The organism is Arsukibacterium sp. UBA5043 (assembly GCA_002415085.1).
GTDB lineage: Bacteria > Pseudomonadota > Gammaproteobacteria > Enterobacterales > Alteromonadaceae > Alishewanella.
The window spans coordinates 199,817-219,527 of record DIBV01000003.1; the positions used below are offsets into that span (position 1 = coordinate 199,817).

Here is a 19,711-nt window from a genome sequence, read left to right on the forward strand (position 1 = left end):
CACTATTAAGAGATACATAATTAACTGAAGTTACCACAACCCCAGCTGCGCCTGCTGCTCTCCTGGCCATGGAGCCAACACAGAATGGGGTTGCTGTAAATCGACTGCAAACTGGCGGCATAGTTGTGGTGCCAGGGTATTATCTGGCGTATGGAAAAAGCAGTAAGGGGTTTTCCCCTCAGCCAGCCAGCTGTTAATTTTAGCCAGCCAGGGGGTGTAGAACTGGCGGTTCAGATCCATATCGTCGGTGCCGATAAAGCGCAGCACAGGCCGGTCGCTCAGGCAAATAGCATGCACAGGTAAGCGCGGTTTTTTACCCTGCGCATCAAGCAATGCCGGGCTGCTGGCGGGTACAGAAAATAGCGCCCGGCTATCAAACACGACTCGTTCGACACCAAATTTTTGCAATAGACGATTTAATGTCAGTTCATGCTCTGCTTTATCAAAAAAGGCCGGATGGCGTACTTCTACAACCATTGGTATTTTGCTGCTTAATAGCTCTAGCACAGTGGTTAATTGCCCTAGCAGCGCCGGACCGGTACTGGCAGGCAGCTGCAAGTGAATTAAGCCGATATAGCGGTGAACTGGTGTAAAGTGGTGCCACCAGGCTTGCAATGCGCTGTGGTCAAGCTCGTTCAGCGCATGGCTGAAACGGCGTGGTATTTTAAATACAAACCGGAAATGCACTGGCAACTGCTCTGCCCAGCGCTCTAGTTGGTGAGTGGCAGGGTCAGCATAGAAACTGGTATTGCCTTCTACACTATTGAAATACTGACTGTAACCGGTCAGAAATTCATTACTGCTGAGATCATCAGCAAACAGGTTGCCCTTCCAGCGGCTGTTGGCCCACATCGGACAACCCAGATACAGCAAGCGTTTACAGCTCCAGGTTATCAATCAGCCGGGTAGTGCCCAGTCTGGCTGCGGCCAGAATCACTTTCGGTTCGCCGGTCGTAGTGGCCAGCGCCAGGCTGTGCTGGTTGCTGATATTAACGTAATCTGGCACAAACCCTGCGGCAGTAAGCTGCACTTTGGCCTGTTGCTCCAGCGTCCGGTAATCGTGGTTACCGTTGGTAATGGCGGTTTTAAGCTGTTGTAGTATCTGATACAACGCCGGTGCTTTAGCGCGCTGTTCGGTTGTTAGGTAGCCATTGCGTGAGCTGAGCGCCAGACCATCGGCTGCGCGCTCGGTTGCGACGCCAAGGATCTCAATTGGCAGTGATAAATCGATAACCATCTGGCGGATAATCGCCAGTTGTTGAAAATCCTTTTTACCAAAACAGGCAATATCCGGCTGTACCAGATTAAACAACTTACACACGATGGTCGACACGCCGCGAAAATGGCCCGGACGGTTGGCACCACAGTGTAAATCACCCAATAACGGTACTTCAACAAAGGTTTGGGCATCCAACCCGCGCGGATAGATTAACTGCGGCGTCGGGCTAAATAGCGCATCGGCGTTGTGTGCGGTTAAACCGGCAATATCATCCGCCATGGTACGGGGATAATTGGCTAAATCTTCATTCTGGCCAAACTGCATCGGGTTAACAAAAATACTGACAATGACTTTATCTGCCCGGCGTTTAGCCACATCAACCAGCTGCAAATGCCCCTGATGAAGGTTGCCCATGGTTGGCACGAAAGCGATTTTCTTACCCGCGCGCCGCCAACTGGCAATCTGCGCCCGCAGTTCATTAATATTGGCAAGTATATTCATTTAGTTAAAACTATGTTCTGCGCCCGGGAACACCTGGCTTTTAACTTCACTGACATAAGCGGCAATAGCACTGCGGATCTCACCGGTTTGCGCCAGATAGTTCTTGGAAAACTTTGGAATATAACCACTGCTGATACCTAGTAAATCGTGCATCACCAGCACCTGACCGTCAGTAACATTACCGGCGCCAATGCCAATCACTGGTATGCTCAGTGCGTTGGTAATACGTTTTGCCAGTGGGGTAGGGATACATTCCAGCACCAGCAGCTGCGCTCCTGCTGCTTCCAGCGCCAGCGCTTGCTTAAGCATGGCATCGGCCGCATCGCTGGTTTTACCTTGTACCTTATAGCCACCAAGAATATGTACCGACTGCGGTGTTAACCCGAGGTGGCCACATACCGGCACCCCCCGCTCGGTAAGCGCTTTAATGGTTGGCAATAAAAAATCACCCCCTTCTAACTTCACCATATTGGCACCCGCCTGCATTAGTGGCGTAACACTTTGCATCGCTTGTTCGGGCGTGGCGTAACTCATAAAAGGTAAATCGGCTATCACGAATGCATCTGGCGCACCGGCACGTACACTTTTCGTGTGGTAAGCAATATCGGCAACGGTAACCGGCAAAGTGTCGCTGTGGCCTTGTAACACCATACCCAGTGAGTCACCAATGAGCAAAACATCGACGCCTTGCTCGGCAAATAACTTGGCAAAGCTGGCATCGTAGGCGGTCAGCATGCTGATTTTATCTGCCTGCTGCTTCATTTTTAGTAACACTGCAGTGGTGATTTTAGCCATAGAGTTCTCGTCCGACCTTTTATTCCGGGTGCGCAAGATCGCACAAAGTTAACGCAGCTGCAAGCTAGCCGCGACCAAGTTATTCGCAAACAGTGGCGCTAAGCTTTTCCAGGCCATTTAACGGTATCCGGCTTAGCAAGGTTTGCAATGGCGTTCCGCAAGGTAGAACCAGCTGTGGGGCAATTTCTGCCAGTGGGTATAATACAAATTCACGCTGGGTTAAACCATAATGGGGAACGGTTAAGCGTTCTGAGACAATGGTGTGGTGACCATACAGCAAAATATCCAGATCCAGGGAGCGAGGGCCCCAGCGCTCAGCTTTTCGTTGCCGCCCCTGCTGCTGCTCGATCTGCTGCAGGGCATCCAGCAAGGCGAGCGGCGCCAGCGTTGTACTGACTTTTGCCACGGCATTGACGTAGTCAGGCTGGTCTTGCGGCCCCATGGGTTTAGAACCATATAAAGCCGAGACTGCCAGCAATTTGCTCTGTGGCAAGCGCCTTAATGCTGCGATGGCGTGTTGCAGCTGAGCTACGGGGTTGGCCAGGTTAGCGCCCAATCCCAGATAGACCTCATGCTGGCTGAGCTGCTCAGGCATCGGGCGTACTGCTGCGCTTACGTTTATAGTTGTTGCGCCGCCGTTTTGGTCTGTCGTGCGCTTCGCGCCCCAGACTGTTTATCAACTCCAACTTTTCGGCCTCATCAGCAAACTGGAATTGCTGCCACCAGCTGGCCAGTTCCGTCAGACTGCCACCTTCGGCCTGAGCCCGTAATTGCAGAAAATCAAAGGCACCGCGGAACTTGGTTTGTTCAAGCATTTTAAACGCTCGCCGACCACCACGCTTGGTTAACCGCGATTGCAATGCCCAGATATCGCGCATGGTTAAGCTAAAGCGTTTCGGAATAGCGATAGTACGCTGAATATCATCCAGCACTTCGGTCATCGCGATATTCAGCGCATCAATCTCGTTCAGACCACTCTCTATCAGTAATGTCTGGCTGCGAAGCTCTACCGGATACCATAACATAGCGGCAAAAATAAAAGCCGGAGTAACCGGTTTATCAACAGCAACGCGCTGATCAGTATCCTGTAGGGCGTGGGTAACCAGATTGAAGGCTTTACCTTCTGGCTCCTGCTTTAGAATTTTATCCAGCTGCGGCATCAGTTGTTTTAAGATTCGGGTATCGCGCAGCAATATAAAGTTGTCAAAGGCTTTGCCCGCCATCAGCATTTTTACCAGCTCGTCAAACAAGCGTGGTGCCGGAATATTTTTTAACAGCACCGCTAACTGACTGATCGGCGTTAATGCAGCGGGCGCAATATCCATATTCAGTTTGGTTGCGAACCGGACGGCTCTGAGCATTCTTACCGGATCTTCCCGGTAACGCACTTCCGGGTCACCAATGAGTTCTATACGCCGCGCAGCAATATCCTGCATACCATTGGCAAAATCATAAATCGCAAAGTCTTTTACCGAGTAATACAGCGCATTAATGGTAAAATCGCGCCGCTCGGCATCTTCTTCAATGTTGCCGTAAACATTGTCACGTAAAATCTGGCCGTGGTCATTTGAGCTGGCCGTTTTCATTTTTGGCGCGATATTCTCTTCATCATCAGCGCCGCTGTGATGACCACGAAAGGTGGCGACTTCAATGATCTCGCGGCCAAATACCACATGCGCCAGCCGGAAGCGACGACCAATTAACCGGCAGTTACGAAACACCTGTTTAACCTGTTCCGGGTGGGCATTAGTGACCACATCAAAATCTTTTGGTTTTAAACCGAGCAGTAAATCGCGAATACAACCACCCACTAAATACGCCTCGAAACCTGCATCCTTTAACCGGTACAGAACTTTCAATGCGCTGGGACTGATATCGCGCCGCGAGATACTATGCTGATCGCGGCTAATAATCTGCATTGGCGGTAATATGGAGCTTGCCGACGCCCTGGTAGTCGCCGATGGAGCAGCGGCCACAGGTTTAGTCGCAGCCGGCTGTTGCTGTTTATCGCCCTGAGGCTTACCGCTAAGGGTTCTGCGGCAAAAATCTAACACACGCGAAATTATGATATCTCTCCTGAGCCCTTGCCCGCCTATACGGCGGTCCTGGCATCTGACTTAAAAAACGGCTAATAATACCGCAGCACGCGGCAAAAAAGAATTAATCTGGCCAAAATCAGCCAAAATTGGTTGCTAAAACTTCCAGCGTGGCCGGAATATCAGCAGGTTGCCAGTGCAGCAGGGCATAGGCCAGTTGCTCCGGCGCAGGTGCGTGCCGCAATTCTGCGGGCAGAGGCAGGCCGAGTATCGCCAACGCGCTGGCCATGGTATAGCTGGCAGGCCAGTTATTAAGGGCGGTGGCATGGTTTTGCTTACTAAGTTTCTGGCCCGGCGCGGTGACTGCCAAGGGCAGGTGACCGTATACCGGTGCTTGTGCCCCGAGTAACGTAAACAAATGTTGTTGGCGTGGTGTCATACTGAGTAAGTCGGCACCGCGGATCACTTCAGTGATGCCCTGATCCCAGTCATCTACCACTACCGCCAGCTGATATGAAAATAAACCATCCCGGCGCAGTACAATGTAATCTTCATGGGCCAGTGCGGGCGCAATACGTTGTAACCCCAGTAAGATGTCTTCAAACTGACTGGCAACCTTTGCTGTTCGCAACCGCCAGCTTAACGGCCCGGTGTGGCTATTTGTCTGCAGTAAGTTAAGGTTGGCACAGGTACCCGGATACACACCGCCATCCGCATTTATTTGTTTGCGACTGCATTGACAGCCATATAGCAATCGCTGGCGTTGCAGCTGGCTGAATATCTCGCGGTAACGTTCGGTCCGGGTGCTTTGATACATGACCGCATCGTCCCAAAGCAGACCATGTTGTTCCAGTGCGGCCATAATAGCGCTGTCTGCGCCGCTGCGAACTCTGGGGGTGTCGATATCTTCAATACGCAACAGCCATTTACCGGCCTGGCGCTTGGTAAACAGATAGCTGCCTACTGCAGCCAGCAAGGACCCAAAATGAAGTGGTCCGGATGGGGAGGGGGCAAACCTGCCAACAGCACCTGCTGCTGGCTTACCGAAGTTTGTCAACTTTGCCACAGTGGCTACAACTAGCCGCCTAACTGCTTTTCTTTAATTTCGGCCAGCGTTTTGCAGTCAATACACTGATCAGCTGTTGGCCTTGCTTCTAAGCGTTTAATGCCAATTTCGATGCCGCAGGTATCACAAAACCCAAAATCGTCATTTTCAATTTTCTGTAACGTTTTCTCAATTTTTTTCAATAACTTACGCTCGCGATCGCGGGCGCGCAGTTCCAGGCTGAACTCTTCTTCCTGCGCAGCCCGGTCAACCGGATCAGGAAAATTGGCCGCTTCATCTGCCATATGAGTTTTGGTGCGGTCAACCTCTTCGCGAAGTTGTTGGCGCCAGGCGTCAAGAATTTTGCGAAAATGCTCAAGCTGTTTCGGGTTCATGTATTCTTCCCCGACCGCTTCCTGATAAGGTGCTACACCGGCCAGTGCCAGTAACCCTAATGTCTTAACATTCTTGCCTTCTGGCATGATTATCTCCTGTACAATACTGCCAAGCAAAAAAAGTGGCGGCTATAGATAACAGAATATTGCCACCACCGCAATCACTAATAAAAAAGCCGGCGAAGTATACAGATTGTGGCAAGAGCCGTCACCTGTTTTAACCCTCCGTACCCCAATGGCTAAAATGTAGTGGGGTTTGAGCACGAATAACCGTGAAAATAGTGCATTGTACCGCCATATTAACGCGATGCGCTCGTTGTCAGCCGTTGCGCTATGATACACTTTGGCCCATCAAAGTTAGCCTTTACCGCTGATAAGCTCGTTAAAATGGGGATTACTATGTCTGATTCAAGGTCTAATTCAACACCCGATATATTACAGATTAGTATTGCAACAGATAAAGCTGAACAAAAATGGGGCAATAATGCATTATTCAGCCCGACTGCCCAGGGATATCAAATTCACATAACAGAGTCTGATCCGCTGCGTAGTATGCAAAAAGCGGCTCGAAGCCTGAGTAACCTTGGCATTGCCAAATTACAGTTAAATGGCTTGGGTTGGAGCAAAGACCTGCAGTGGGCATTTTATCAGGGGTTTTGTACTGCCAGAAACCACGATGGTGTTGGTTTTAATAATGAGCAGGGTGAAGCTGAACAGCTGTCGCAACTGGCGAAGTGTTTTAGTTTTGCAAAAAAGATAATCAACGATACGCCGGAAATGCTATCGCCGGTCGCGTTGGCCGAGCAGGCTGAGGCGTTTATTCGTACTATTGCACCTGCAGGCAGCGTTAGCAGCCAGTTGATTACCGGCGCAGATTTGGCCGCCGCTGGCTGGCATGGTATTTATCAGGTTGGCCGCGGCAGCAACCGGCCACCGGCGTTACTGGTACTTGATTTTAATCCTTCGGCAAAACAGGAAACCCCTGTTGCAGGGGCGCTGGTGGGTAAAGGTATTACCTTTGACAGCGGGGGTTACTCCATAAAGCCGACCGAAGGTATGGCGACAATGAAGTGTGATATGGGCGGGGCCGCCACAGTTACCGCGGCACTGGCACTGGCCATTCTGCAGGGCCTGAGCCAACGGGTAAAACTGATTTTATGCTGTGCCGAAAACCTGATCAGTGGCCATGCCTACAAGCTGGGCGACATTATCACTTACAAAAATGGCACTACGGTTGAAATTGTCAATACTGATGCCGAAGGTCGCCTGGTATTGGCCGACGGCTTGATGTGTGCAGCTGAAAGTAACGCACCTTTGATTATTGATGCTGCTACCCTGACCGGTGCGGCCATGGTAGCTGTAGGGGGGGAATATAACGCGTTATTTGCCCTGGACAAGCCACTCGCAGCGCGCGCACTGCAGCATGCTGCCAATGAGCAGGAAGCAACCTGGCAGCTACCACTGGAAAAATGGCATCAGCATCAGTGCCCATCACCTTATGCTGATACCGCTAACAGTCGGCCGGTTAAAGGCGGTGGCGCAGGTGGTGCCAGTAATGCTGCCGGATTTTTAAGCCGTTTCGTGCCGGAAGATGGCTCAGGCTGGTTACATTATGATTTAGCTGCGGCATTTAATAACTCGGCCAACAGTTATTGGGCTGCGGGCGCTACCGGCCACGGTATTCGTAGTATTGCCGCCACGTTACTTTCTGAAACCTCAGGTAAGTCGTAACACAGTGCCAACCCGGGAGGTTAATGCGGGCTTACCGGTTGCAGCAGTGTTGCCCGAGCTTTGTCAGTTACTGACAACCCGCAATCGGGTGATATTGTCGGCGCCACCTGGTGCTGGTAAATCTACCTGGTTACCGTTGCAATTACTCCGGCATAGTGCTTTGGCTTCAGGCCAAATCATTATGCTGGAACCGCGCAGACTGGCGGCTAAAACCATTGCCGGTTATCTGGCGCAGCAGCTGAACGAGCCGGTTGGTCACACTGTGGGTTACCAGATCCGGCATGACAGTTGTCAGTCGGCTGCTACCCGGCTACTTATTGTTACAGAGGGTATTCTTACCCGCAAATTGCAACAGGATCCTGAACTGGCTGGGATCAGCCTGCTTATTTTTGATGAGTTTCACGAACGCTCACTGCATGCCGATCTGGCGTTGGCGTTAAGCTTAGAAGTGCAAGACCTTCGGGACGATTTAAAAATTCTGGTGATGTCAGCCACGCTGGATGTTACAGCGCTGGAGCGCTATCTGCAGGCTCCGGTTGTCAGCAGCAGCGGCCGCAGTTATCCGGTCGACATTCAGTATATAAAACCCGGCACAGAGCTCATTACAATCCAGGCTGCACGCCAGGCATTGACGGCTTTTAATCAGGAACCGGGTAATATTCTGGTTTTTTTGCCGGGGCAGGCTGAGATTAATAAAGCAAAAGATTATCTGGCCAGCCAGGCGTTGCCGGTTAATGTGCAGGTGTTTTCACTGCTTGGCGTAATGTCGCTGGCCGAACAACAGGCAGCAATAGCGGCCCCTGCTGCCGGGCGTTTTAAAATTGTGCTGGCGACTAATCTGGCGGAAACCAGTTTAACCATCGAGGGAGTTAACCTGGTGGTGGACACGGGCTTATGCCGACGGGCCAGCTTTAACCCCCGCCATGGTATCAGCAAGCTGAAAACGGTGGCGATCAGTCAGGCGGCGGCCACCCAGCGCGCAGGCCGAGCAGGCAGGCAAGCGCCGGGTCGATGTTTCAGAATAGATACCGCAGAACTGTGGCAAAGAAGAGCGGCGTTTGAGCCTGCAGAAATTGAATTGGCTGAGTTAACCCAGTTACGGCTGGAAATTGCAGTATGGGGCTGTCAGCCAGCTGATATAAACTGGTTAACACCACCACCAGAGGCACATCTGGCCGCAGCAAACCACTTGTTGCAACAGTTTGCAGCACTGGATGAGCACGGTGTGATCACCTCTTTTGGCCGGCGTTTATATCAAACCGGTAGCTCAGTGCGCCTGGCCAACATGTTGCTTTATGCACTTGAGCGCGAGGCAGAAGCGTCAGGGTTAACCTGGTTAGCCGCTGTGGTGGCGGCAGTGTTAGAAGACAGTCGTAACCTGCAGCCGAATCTGGACCAGCAATTGCAGAATGTGGCGCAAAACAAGCACTTGCCACAGCATCAACAAGCGCGGCAGTTCGCCAGGCGCTTAGGTGTCAGCATGGGCGGAAATTTGCCGTTGCAATGGCTGCCTATGTTGTTGCTCAGAGCTTTTCCGGATCAGCTGGCACAGCGCCGGGGCCAGGGATATTTACTGGCAAATGGCGTTGGTGCCAGTCTGATGCCGGACCATCCGCAACAGAATAATGAGTATCTTGTGGTATTAGATATTCAGCAATGGCAACAACAAAACCGCATTCGGCATGCTGTTGCTATTACTCTGGACGACATATTAAACGATTGGCGGTCCCAGCTACAGTGGCAACTGAAGACGGGCTGGCATGACAAAACGGCCAGTTTCAGCAGTGAACGTCAGCGCTGCTTTGGCCAGCTGGTGTTACAACGGCAGCCGGTACAGGGGATTATCACTGCCGCGGAACGGCAACAGGCCTGGCTTGACTACCTGAGCAGGCGCGGCCTGTCCGAGCTTACCTGGTCTGATGGCGCCCAAAGTTTATCTGTCCGGGTGCAATTGCTTCGCCAGTATTATAGTGATGCGGCCTCTGGCACCGCACAGAAGAGTGCCACCAGAATAGATCATGCCAACTGGCCTGATTTTAGTCAGGCCAGTTTACTGGCAAACGTGCACGACTGGCTGGCACCCTATCTAGGTAATATCAGTAAAAAAAATCAGCTGAACCAATTGGAACTGGAGCCGATATTGCTGGCGCAGTTAAGCTTTGCACAACAACAAATATTAAATCAGTTATTGCCTTGCCACTGGCAAACGCCGACCGGCAGCCGTCTGAAAATTGATTATCTGCATCCGGGTGGGCCACTACTTTCAGTCAGAGTTCAGGAAATGTATGGTCAACTCACCACACCCGTGGTGCTCAATGGTGCTATTGCCCTGACCATAGCGTTACTCGCGCCGGGGCGCCAGCCGTTGCAAGTCACCCGCGACTTAACCAGTTTCTGGCAAAATAGCTGGCAGGATGTTAAAAAAGAAATGAAAGGTCGTTATCCCAAACACTACTGGCCTGATAACCCGGCCGAAGCACAGCCAACAACAAAAACGAAAAAGGCGATGTTACGCGATGTCAACCCGAAGTAAAGCTACTGCTGCGCCGAAAGTGAAAGCCCGGCCGTGGTGGCATAAAGCATTAGTTACCCTCGGTAAGCTGGCTTTGGTCACCTTATGTATATTGCTCACTTATCTGATTTATCTGGACAGTAAAGTGACCCGGGCGTTTGCCGGTCAGAAATGGCAGGTACCGGCGCAAATCTATGCCCGCAGTCTGGAACTCTATCCTGGCAAGGCGTTAAGCTCTTTGCAGCTCCAGGCTGAGCTGGAACAGCTGCAGTACCAGCGTAATCCCGCGATGACTGCTGCCGGGCAATACAGCGTTTCCCGCAACCATATCACCATATTCCGGCGTGCTTTTACCTATATTGATGGCATGGAACCGGAAGCGTTGTTCAGCGTTGAATTTAACAGTAGTGGTATTAACCGGATTCGCTACCGCCAGCAGCAGGAAGTCAACTTTGCCCGACTGGAGCCACAGTTAATAGAGCATATGTTGTCACCGCATCAGGAAGACCGGGAACTGGTCAGATTAGAGCAGGTACCCGGGCTTTTAAAAGAAGGTTTATTGCTGGTAGAAGACCGGAATTTTTATCATCATCGCGGCGTGTCACCGCTTTCCGTTTTGCGGGCATTGTGGGCCAATATCATTGCCGGACGTACGGTGCAGGGGGGCTCTACGCTAACCCAGCAGCTGGCAAAAAATATGTATTTGTCCAGCGATCGGACCTTGCTGCGAAAAGTTAACGAAGCAATGATAGCGTTGATTCTGGATTACCGCTTTAGTAAAGATCACTTGCTCGAAGCCTATCTGAATGAAATATTTCTGGGACAGAACCATGCCACCCCAGTACATGGGTTCGGTTTGGGTAGCCGGTTTTATTTTGCTAAGCCGATAACAGAGCTGCGGCCAGATGAAATCGCGTTAATGATTGGCTTATTAAAGGGGCCGTCCTATTATGACCCACGACGCTACCCGGAACGGGCTATGAACCGCCGCGATTTGGTGCTCAGACTGATGTTTGAACATCATTTGCTGACAGGGGAGCAGTATCAACAGGCACTTGCCAGACCGCTACAACTGGTGGCCCGTGGCCAGTATCTCAATGCGCGGTTCCCGGCTTATCTGGATGCGGTGAAAAAAGAACTACGGCAGATTAATTTTGATCAGCAGTTATTAAGCAGCGGTATTAAGGTATTTACCTTTTTAGATCCCAAAGCGCAGCAACAAGCTGAACAGACAGTTACTGAGCAATTGTTAAATAAGGACGAACAATTGCAGGCGGCCATGATGGTGGTAAACTATCAGCAGGCTGAGATCCAGGCATTAGTGGGTGGCAGAGAGAGCGGATTTGCCGGCTTTAACCGGGCGTTGGATGCCAAACGCCAAATTGGCAGTATTATTAAACCGGTCATTTATCTGGAGGCGCTTAATCAGCCTGGCAGATTTTCGCTGGCATCGATTCTGCAGGATCAACCACTGAGTTTGCGCTCAAATAACGAGGATTGGCAGCCACAGAATTTTGATAAAACCTTCCGGGGACAGGTTAACTTACTAACCGCGTTAACAGATTCATTGAATGTGCCGACTGTACGCTTAGGTTTGCAACTGGGAATGCCGGCGATCAGTGACGGCTTACGCAAGCTGGGGTTGAATCGGCGGGTAAATCTGCATCCTGCGGCCCTGCTTGGTGCGGTAGAATTAAGCCCGTTGGAGGTGAGCCAGCTTTATCAGACCCTGGCAAACGACGGGGTGTACCAGATGTTAGCCACTGTGCAAGCGGTAACAGATCAGGATGGCCATCGTCTTTATCACCGGTCTGGTGAACGGTACAGCCGTTACCCGGCATCGAGTATCTATTTGTTGCAGCATGCGCTAATTGCTGCAACACAAACGGGCACAGCCAAAACGTTGCAATATGCCTTACCAACCACCGTATTTGCCGGTAAGACCGGCACTTCCAGTGATTATCGGGACAGTTGGTTTAGTGGTTTTGATCAGCAAACTCTGGTAACGGTCTGGCTGGGACGTGATGATAATAAACCTATTGGTCTGACAGGCAGTAACGGCGCTTTACCGTTGTTTATTGACTATTTTAAAAAACAGGGCGCTCAGTCAATAATTCGGTATCTGCCCGATCAGGTTCAGGTGCAGGCGTTTTCTGTTACCAGCGGCACAGCCGTGGCAGAATCTTGCGCTAACATATTGTTATTGCCTGCAATATCAGTTGAAATGCAGCAGCAATTAACCTGTGATAATTCCAATTAACGATTAATATAAAGGGTGCGGCTAACTTACAATTATGGAAATTAAACCCGAACGATCGCTCCAGGTGGGTGAATGGCATTATCTGGCAAAAGAAGACAAGCTGGTGCAACTTGATGCGAATGGTCACATTGTTGCAACTGCTAATTTAGATAACCTTGGCCAGAAAGTCGTCAACTACTTTATCGTCCATGCCGGTAATCTGGTGACCAAAGATCAGTTACTGGCTGATGTTTGGGGGATCCGGGATGTCTCTGATGGTCGGGTAATGCGGGTGATCAGGGCCATCAGAATTGCGCTGAACGATGACAGCAGGCAGCCGACTTATATTGAAACGATTCCAAAACGCGGTTATCGGTTTATCGCCAGTGTCACAGATATTCCTGATAAGTCGCTGGCTACTGACAATGCGGCTGAAGTAGCGCCATCAGGCGCTGTGTCAACGCCCAAAAGCCGAGGTTCACGTTGGGCCGCCGCAGTGGCTGTGTTGTCAATGCTATTATTAAGCTGGCTATTCTGGCTGAAACCGGTGGCGGATAAGCAGGCAGCGGAAGTGGATACTATTCCACTTTGGCGTTACAAGCCGATTACTTCACTGGATGGCCTTGAGTTTTATCATAATGTTTCGCCCGATGAACGTTATCTGGTATTTAGCTACGCAAATGAAGGTAGCGAACAAATAGCCGTGCTTAATTTACAGGATCTGCAAAGCCATAAACGGGTACAAATTACTGCTGACAGCGCCAGCAGCCTTGGTGCCGCGTTCAGTCCCAGTGGTCAGTATATTGCCTATCATAAAATGCTACCGGATCGACGTTGTGAAATCCGGTTAATCGAGCTTGAACCCGATCAGATGGTTGTTAAATCTGATACGTTGCTCACCGTCTGTACGCCTGAATCCGTATCTGCTCGGGTTAGCTGGTCACCTGATGGCCGTTATATTGTTTACCCCAGCCTCGATCCTGAGCAGCGCCAGATGGTCTTGATGATGTATCCGCTGGCAGGTGGCACTGCCGAGCAACTAACTGTACCACCGGCCAGCAGCTTTGGTGATTATGCAGGGCGATATTCACGCTCGGGCGATAAAATTGCCTTTATTCGTGATGCTGCAGGAACAGCACAGATTTGGCTGCTTGATTTAACCAACCGGGCAACCCGGCTGTTGGTACAGATAGATGATGCCTATCCGGGCAACATAGACTGGACCCAAGATGATCGCAGTATTATTTTTCCATCCGGTATTTCGTCGCTGGGAATAGTGGATGTTATGACAGGAGAGAGTCGGGAGCTGGCTTATACCGATAGTCAGGCCAGTGAAATTCAAGTTGGGGCAGTTAGCGGTAAAATTTATGCCTCAGTGGGCTTTTTCTCCCATACCAACATAAAAAAAGTGGCAAATAAATTAGTATCAGACATAGAAACAAAAAACCTGGTATTCAGCTCAAATCGTAATGAAATCTATATTGAAATTAATCCAAAATCAGAAGGGCCGGCAGCCGTTGTGTCGCGTCGCTCCGGCTTATCTCAGGTTTGGCTGTTTTATCCTGATGGCCGCCAGCAGCAACTTACGGATTTTACGTCCAATGAAAGGATCCGCAGCCTGGTCTTTTCACCAGATGGCAGTCAGCTATTACTGCATTTAAATAGTGGTATCTGGCAGTTAACAATGGCTGGTGAGCTAATCCAGATAGTTGGAAAAGAAGGTGAGATTGTTGCTAACCCCGCCTGGAGCCGGGATGGCAGCGAAGTATTTTATGCTCAGTCACGAAAAGGACGCTGGGATATTATGGTGGCCGCTGTTGATACCGAGATTGAAAAACGGGTGCTGGCAACTGATCGGGAGTTATATATTCAAAGTTATAACGCAGATTATAATATCTGGCGCGACGCAAATTCGAAGAACTTTGTTATTGAATACAGCAATGGTGATATCAGAGAACTTAATTTAGGGACGAAAGCTGACCAGATGTTGTTTAAATTTGATTTGCGCCGGCAAGGCTTTTATTTCACTTATCTTCTTGAAGACACCCAATATCAGCTTCGTTACTATGACTTAGAAAGTGGCACTGTTGATGAAAAAGTGATTGACGATTATCTGTACCACAATCGCTATAGTATTTCTGTTGATGAGACTGAAGTGTACATGCTGGAAGCGGTCAGAGCCGATTTTGATATTGCCGAGATTAGCTTTTAGATCGACGTTTTATAAGGTTTTTATTGAAAGATCATCGAGTTTAATGCTGGGTTCAGGAGTAGGCTCACTATTGTTGAGCACAACTGTGTGACCCCAACAACTGAATATCACTCGGAGATTGGATCATGAATAACACTTTTAAACTATTACTTATTGCTACTAGCTTAACTATAATTTCCAGCAATAGTAGCAATAGTAGCAATAGCGTGAAAATTAATGAGCCGGTATTGCTGGACAATTTGTATGCCTGTCCGTGGTGGCCTGCGTGCAAAGATCCGGAAGACTTATCACCTAAGCCTGTTCCAACTGACAGTTCTCTTCCTAAACCAACAGGCGATAAAGACACGACTAAAGATAAAAAAGACCAAACCCGGCTGGCGTAAAGGGCATTAACGTCGTTTCAAAAGCAGATACACTCTACTTTTCAGTCAATTAAGGTATAATCCGTCCTGACACTTTAGTCAGGCGGACCTTAATGTCAAATTTAGAACCACTGGTGAAAATTGGCGGCTGGTATTATCAGGCGGCTTACGGGCAGTTGCTGCCTGCAGAGCCTGATACAGGCAGTGCCGTGCCAGTAGTATTAGAGCCCAGGCTGCACAGCCTGCTTAATTACTTTTTGCTCCATCCAGACAAGATCCTGGATAAAGATACCTTAATTAATGATGTCTGGCCTGACGGCGAAGGTACCGATGCTGCGGTGATGCGGGCAGTGGGGGCACTGCGCAAAGTACTCGGTGATAATGTAAAGGCGCCAACGTATATCGCTACGATAGCGAAAAAAGGCTATCAATGGCTTTGTCTTATTGAACCGTTAACGAGCGTGCAGCGCAAGCCATTAACGGCACAAACATTAACCCCGCCGGTTACACCACTAACGACGTCTGACGAACAATTATCAGCAACTGCAGCCGCAGAAAAGGGCCTTCCCTGGCGTTTTATCAGTGCAGTATGTTCAGTCTTATTGCTCGGTGGCACGGTGCTGGCCTATCTGCTGGCCAGTGTGACTGTAACACCCTTAACCAGATTACCCGATTCGATAATACCGCTAAGCGCGGTAACAGGGCAGGAATTCTGGGCTACGCTGGAACCTGGTGAGCATTCTGCGTTTTATTGGTATCGTAAGTCTGAAGATGCACCGCTTCAACTGGCCCGTCAGGATTTAGCCAGCTTAAAGGTGAGTTACAGTGCCGCGCAATATGGCAATGCCAGCCAGGCTTTATGGTTAGACGATACACAGTTGGTGTTTCGGGCGCTTGATAACGAACAACGTTGCTACTTTTACCAGCAACAGGTTATGCCTGAATTTGCCCCGGCCAGCAAAGTGATGCCTTGCCAGCATGTGCTGGTGCAGGGATTAGCCATTTTAGATCGACAATGGTACTGGCTGGATTACGCTGCTGATTTGCGACGTTATGAATTATGGAAGCGGACAGAAGACGGCAGCACGGTCAGAATAATGGCATTTCCCGAAAAATGGCAACGTGCAGACCAGTTGCTGCTCGTCGGGGCATCGTTATATCTGGTGGCACAGCAAGATTTTTATCGCAGCCAGCTCTATCGGATTAACCTGGAACTGTCGCAACTGGAAATAATCGATAACTTTGATCATCAGATTATTACCAGCAGTAGCTGGGATCAGCACCATGCACTGCTAACCCTGAAAAACAGTGAATTACAGTTATATAGTTTAAAAGAACATACCCAGTTAAGTTTAGGCCCGATGACCTGGCAACTGACGCAGCCACAACGGTATCAACAGCGAATATTAGCTACCCAGTACCTGGATTATACAACAGATATTGTGAAGCTTGCGCTCGGGAATGGCCTGCTGAATAACGAGCAAAGCTGGCAAACCAGTAACCGGAACGAGCGGCTGTTTGCTGCCAAAGGTGAGCAAATAGCTTTTGTGTCTGAGCGGGCTGGCGACAATCAGGTTTGGTTGTCGCGCGCTGGCGAGAGCCGGCAATTATCACGTCTGGTCAGTGGTCAGTATATCCGGCAGTTATTCTGGCATCAGGATCTGTTGCTGGCAGTAATAGATAATCAGTTGTTTCAGATTGCGCTGGATGATGGCGGGCTTACTTTAATGGTAGATTCGCAGGTAACCGGGCGTTATCAAAGCTGCCACGATACGCTGTACTGGACCGAGCAACATAATGATGGCTGGCAGCTACTGCATAATACGCAGCAACCGGAAGTGCTACTGACAGGGGTGGTTAATTTCAAATGTGCGCCTGATGGCTTGGTGGTGCAGTTTTATAATGACGATAAGCTGGCATTGTGGTCAGACAGAACGCCGTTACAACTGCTACCATTACCTGTCAGCCTGAACTGGCATCATATACTGCCAGAGCAGTGGACCAGCAGCAGTCAGCAATTACTTTGGCTCGATCGCCAGCAATGGCAGCTAAAGGTCTACGATTGGCAAAGCGGAGAAACAACCCGTTATGCCTGGCCTGCTTCGGCATTGCCGCTGGAAATCCACAGCGACGATGCCAAAAGCATATTTAGCGTGCAGCCACGACATTATGATACTGATATCGTGTGGCTGCAAAACCGCAGTTAATATGTAACGTGTAAGGAGCTTAAAGCGCAGCAAAGCTGCTGGCAGCAGCCTCTATGGTCGCTTTAAGATCATCGTCAGTATGAGCAAGTGACAAGAAGCCTGCTTCATAGGCAGACGGTGCCAGATAAATGCCCTTTTGTAACATCAGATGGAAAAAATGTTTGAAAGCGCCAATATCACATTGAGTCGCTTGTTGATAATTACTGACCCTGCTCTCTTTGCTGAAGAAAAAACCAAACATGCCGCCAACCTGATTAAACGTCATGGGTACGCCATGCTGCCGGGCTGCTTTATCGATACCTGCAATCAGTTGACTGGTTTTTGCGGTGAGTTTTTCAAAAACATCCGGCTTACTGATTTCGTTAAGTGCTGCCAGTCCGGCTGCCATGGCAATAGGATTGCCTGATAACGTACCTGCCTGATATACCGGACCTAATGGCGCGATGTGTTCCATGATTTCCCGCCTGCCACCAAAAGCGCCTACCGGCATGCCGCCACCAATGATTTTGCCCAGGGTGGTCAGATCGGGGGTAACCTGATACACAGCTTGTGCGCCACCTAACGCTACCCGAAAACCCGTCATCACTTCATCAAAAATAAGCACACTCTGGTACTGATCACAAATCCGGCGCAAACCTTCCAGAAAATCTGGTTCTGGCGGGATACAGTTCATGTTACCCGCCACCGGTTCGACAATAATGCAGGCAATATCATCACCCTGTTTTGCGAAAATCTCGGCTACCTGCTCCAGATTGTTAAATTCGCAGGTCAGGGTATATTTAGCAAAATCAGCTGGGACTCCCGGTGAGTTCGGAACGCCCAGAGTCAGTGCGCCTGAGCCCGCTTTAACCAGTAGTGAATCAGCATGGCCATGATAGCACCCCTCAAATTTTAAAATGGTGTCACGTCCGGTATATCCGCGCGCTAAACGAATGGCACTCATGGTAGCTTCTGTACCGGAGCTCACCATGCGCACCATTTCCATTGATGGCACCAATTGCGCAATTTTTTCTGCCATATCAATTTCTGCCGGGCAAGGCGCACCAAAACTTAAGCCATTGGCGGCTGCCTGAATAACTGCATCGCGGATAGCCGGGTGATTATGGCCCAGTAGCATTGGACCCCATGAGCCTATGTAATCAATATAGCGTTTGCCATCAACATCAAATAAGTAAGCACCATCGGCACGTTCAATAAAGACCGGAGTACCACCGACACTTTTAAAGGCACGGACTGGCGAGTTAACGCCACCGGGAATAGTACGTTGGGCGCGTTGAAACAGGGTTTCAGATAAAGACATAATAATTTCCGTTCGAAGTTAGGTTTGGCGGAGCCTGTCGATGGCAGTACGACATTGCCGCACTATTTGTTGCTATACCAGGGCACGGCACATTCGTAATCTTTGACGATGTTTTCCACCCCAAGGGTCAGGGCAAACAGTGCCATTCGTACCAGCACACCGTTGTCGGCCTGCCGAAAAATCGCCAGGTTAGGGTTCAGGTTTAAATCGTTGTCTAATTCGTTAGCTTCAATCCGCGAATCGCGCGGCAACGGATGCATAATAACCGTATTAGATTTACAGTAGCGGGTATAAATCTCCTGATTTAACCGAAACTTACCACGATACTGATCGGCATCCGCTTTAGAAGGAAAGCGCTCCTCCTGGATCCTGGTCTGATAAACAATATCAGCATTTAAGTGACCTTCCAGTTTGTCACTGATCACCAGTTGATGGCCGGCATTGGTCAGGCTGCTGATGATGTCATCTGGCATGGCCAATTCAGCTGGTGATACCAGCGTCAGCTTAACATTACGATACAGACACAGTAATTTAGACAACGAGTGAACGGTACGGCCAAACTTTAAATCGCCTACCATCGCAATGTGCATGCCATCAATCTGCAAGCCTGAAGCTGCCAGTTCCCGCTCTATGGTAAACAGGTCGAGTAATGCCTGGGTTGGATGTTCATTGGCACCATCCCCACCATTTAACACCGGCACGCGGCTACCTTCAGCAAACTCGGCCACCGAACCCGCCTGCGGATGGCGCATGGCAATCACATCACTGTAACTGCTGATTACCCGGGCAGTATCGAATAACGATTCGCCCTTGGACAATGCAGAAGATTCCATGCCGGTCGTTTCACGGACTTCGCCGCCGAGTAAATTAAAAGCACAACCAAAGCTGACCCGGGTCCGGGTGCTGGGTTCAAAAAACAAGTTACCTAATATTGCACCGTCGAGTACTTTGGTGCGTTTTTTACGGCTGGCGTAAGGTGTCATCTGCCGGGCAATATCAAAAATCCGGGTAATACTATCACGATCAAATTGCTTAACAGAGAGAATATGCTGGCCTTTGAAGCTCATCGTCAGTACTCACTTAACACATGCCATTAGGCGCCGCTGCGGGCGCAAGGTGGCCACTATTATACGCAAAACTGCTCAGCAAAAGCGAGT

General features: G+C 49.9%; 15 protein-coding genes. 6 read left to right on the forward strand and 9 right to left on the reverse strand.

The window, feature by feature from the left end:
• Positions 1-30: 30 nt before the first annotated feature.
• The 7 genes from B2Q61_RS03835 to dksA form a co-directional block, all read right to left on the reverse strand.
• Positions 31-852 carry a DUF72 domain-containing protein gene (locus B2Q61_RS03835; RefSeq protein WP_290621458.1) on the reverse strand — a complete coding sequence of 274 codons (822 nt, stop codon included), beginning with the start codon at positions 850-852 and terminating at the stop codon, positions 31-33.
• 25 nt (positions 853-877) lie between these two features.
• Entirely contained in the window at positions 878-1,720 is an 843-nt protein-coding gene (gene panC / locus B2Q61_RS03840) for a pantoate--beta-alanine ligase (RefSeq protein ID WP_290621459.1), read from the reverse strand.
• Positions 1,721-2,515, reverse strand: a complete 795-nt coding sequence (panB, locus tag B2Q61_RS03845) for a 3-methyl-2-oxobutanoate hydroxymethyltransferase (RefSeq protein WP_290621460.1) — start codon at positions 2,513-2,515, stop codon at positions 1,721-1,723.
• A 79-nt stretch (positions 2,516-2,594) separates the two neighbouring features.
• A complete protein-coding gene (gene folK, locus B2Q61_RS03850) occupies positions 2,595-3,110 on the reverse strand; it encodes a 2-amino-4-hydroxy-6-hydroxymethyldihydropteridine diphosphokinase (protein ID WP_290621461.1) in 516 nt (171 codons plus the stop codon).
• Positions 3,103-4,569, reverse strand: coding sequence for a polynucleotide adenylyltransferase PcnB (gene pcnB, locus B2Q61_RS03855; RefSeq protein ID WP_290621462.1), 1,467 nt, complete (start codon positions 4,567-4,569; stop codon positions 3,103-3,105). Before pcnB ends, folK begins: the two co-directional genes overlap by 8 nt.
• Positions 4,570-4,690: 121 nt before the next feature.
• Positions 4,691-5,617, reverse strand: coding sequence for a tRNA glutamyl-Q(34) synthetase GluQRS (gene gluQRS / locus B2Q61_RS03860; protein WP_290621463.1), 927 nt, complete (start codon positions 5,615-5,617; stop codon positions 4,691-4,693).
• 11 nt (positions 5,618-5,628) lie between these two features.
• Complete coding sequence (dksA, locus tag B2Q61_RS03865) at positions 5,629-6,078, reverse strand: RNA polymerase-binding protein DksA (RefSeq protein ID WP_290614121.1); 450 nt, start codon at positions 6,076-6,078, stop codon at positions 5,629-5,631.
• A gap of 312 nt (positions 6,079-6,390) precedes the next feature.
• Between dksA and pepB the strand changes: the two genes are divergently transcribed.
• The 6 genes from pepB (at position 6,391) to B2Q61_RS03895 (ending at position 17,254) form a co-directional block, all read left to right on the forward strand.
• Positions 6,391-7,722: an aminopeptidase PepB gene (gene pepB / locus B2Q61_RS03870; RefSeq protein WP_290621464.1), complete on the forward strand. Its 1,332-nt coding sequence runs from the start codon at positions 6,391-6,393 to the stop codon at positions 7,720-7,722.
• Positions 7,682-10,255 (forward strand): ATP-dependent helicase HrpB, encoded by a 2,574-nt coding sequence (gene hrpB, locus B2Q61_RS03875; RefSeq protein ID WP_290621465.1) that lies wholly within the window; start codon positions 7,682-7,684, stop codon positions 10,253-10,255. The genes pepB and hrpB overlap by 41 nt, the downstream gene beginning before the upstream one ends.
• On the forward strand, positions 10,239-12,494 hold the full coding sequence (mrcB, locus tag B2Q61_RS03880) for a penicillin-binding protein 1B (RefSeq protein ID WP_290621466.1): 2,256 nt from the start codon (positions 10,239-10,241) through the stop codon (positions 12,492-12,494). The genes hrpB and mrcB overlap by 17 nt, the downstream gene beginning before the upstream one ends.
• Positions 12,495-12,528: 34 nt before the next feature.
• Entirely contained in the window at positions 12,529-14,685 is a 2,157-nt protein-coding gene (locus B2Q61_RS03885) for a winged helix-turn-helix domain-containing protein (protein ID WP_290621467.1), read from the forward strand.
• 125 nt (positions 14,686-14,810) lie between these two features.
• Positions 14,811-15,068, forward strand: a complete 258-nt coding sequence (locus B2Q61_RS03890; RefSeq protein WP_290621468.1) for a hypothetical protein — start codon at positions 14,811-14,813, stop codon at positions 15,066-15,068.
• A gap of 92 nt (positions 15,069-15,160) precedes the next feature.
• On the forward strand, positions 15,161-17,254 hold the full coding sequence (locus tag B2Q61_RS03895) for a winged helix-turn-helix domain-containing protein (RefSeq protein ID WP_290621469.1): 2,094 nt from the start codon (positions 15,161-15,163) through the stop codon (positions 17,252-17,254).
• Positions 17,255-17,273: 19 nt separating this feature from the next.
• Here the strand turns inward: B2Q61_RS03895 and hemL are convergent, their stop codons facing one another.
• The gene (gene hemL, locus B2Q61_RS03900) at positions 17,274-18,554 is read right to left on the reverse strand and encodes a glutamate-1-semialdehyde 2,1-aminomutase (RefSeq protein ID WP_290621470.1); all 1,281 of its coding nucleotides are present in this window, start codon (positions 18,552-18,554) and stop codon (positions 17,274-17,276) included.
• 62 nt (positions 18,555-18,616) lie between these two features.
• Entirely contained in the window at positions 18,617-19,621 is a 1,005-nt protein-coding gene (locus B2Q61_RS03905; protein ID WP_290621471.1) for an aspartate carbamoyltransferase, read from the reverse strand.
• Between the last annotated feature and the right edge of the window lie 90 nt (positions 19,622-19,711).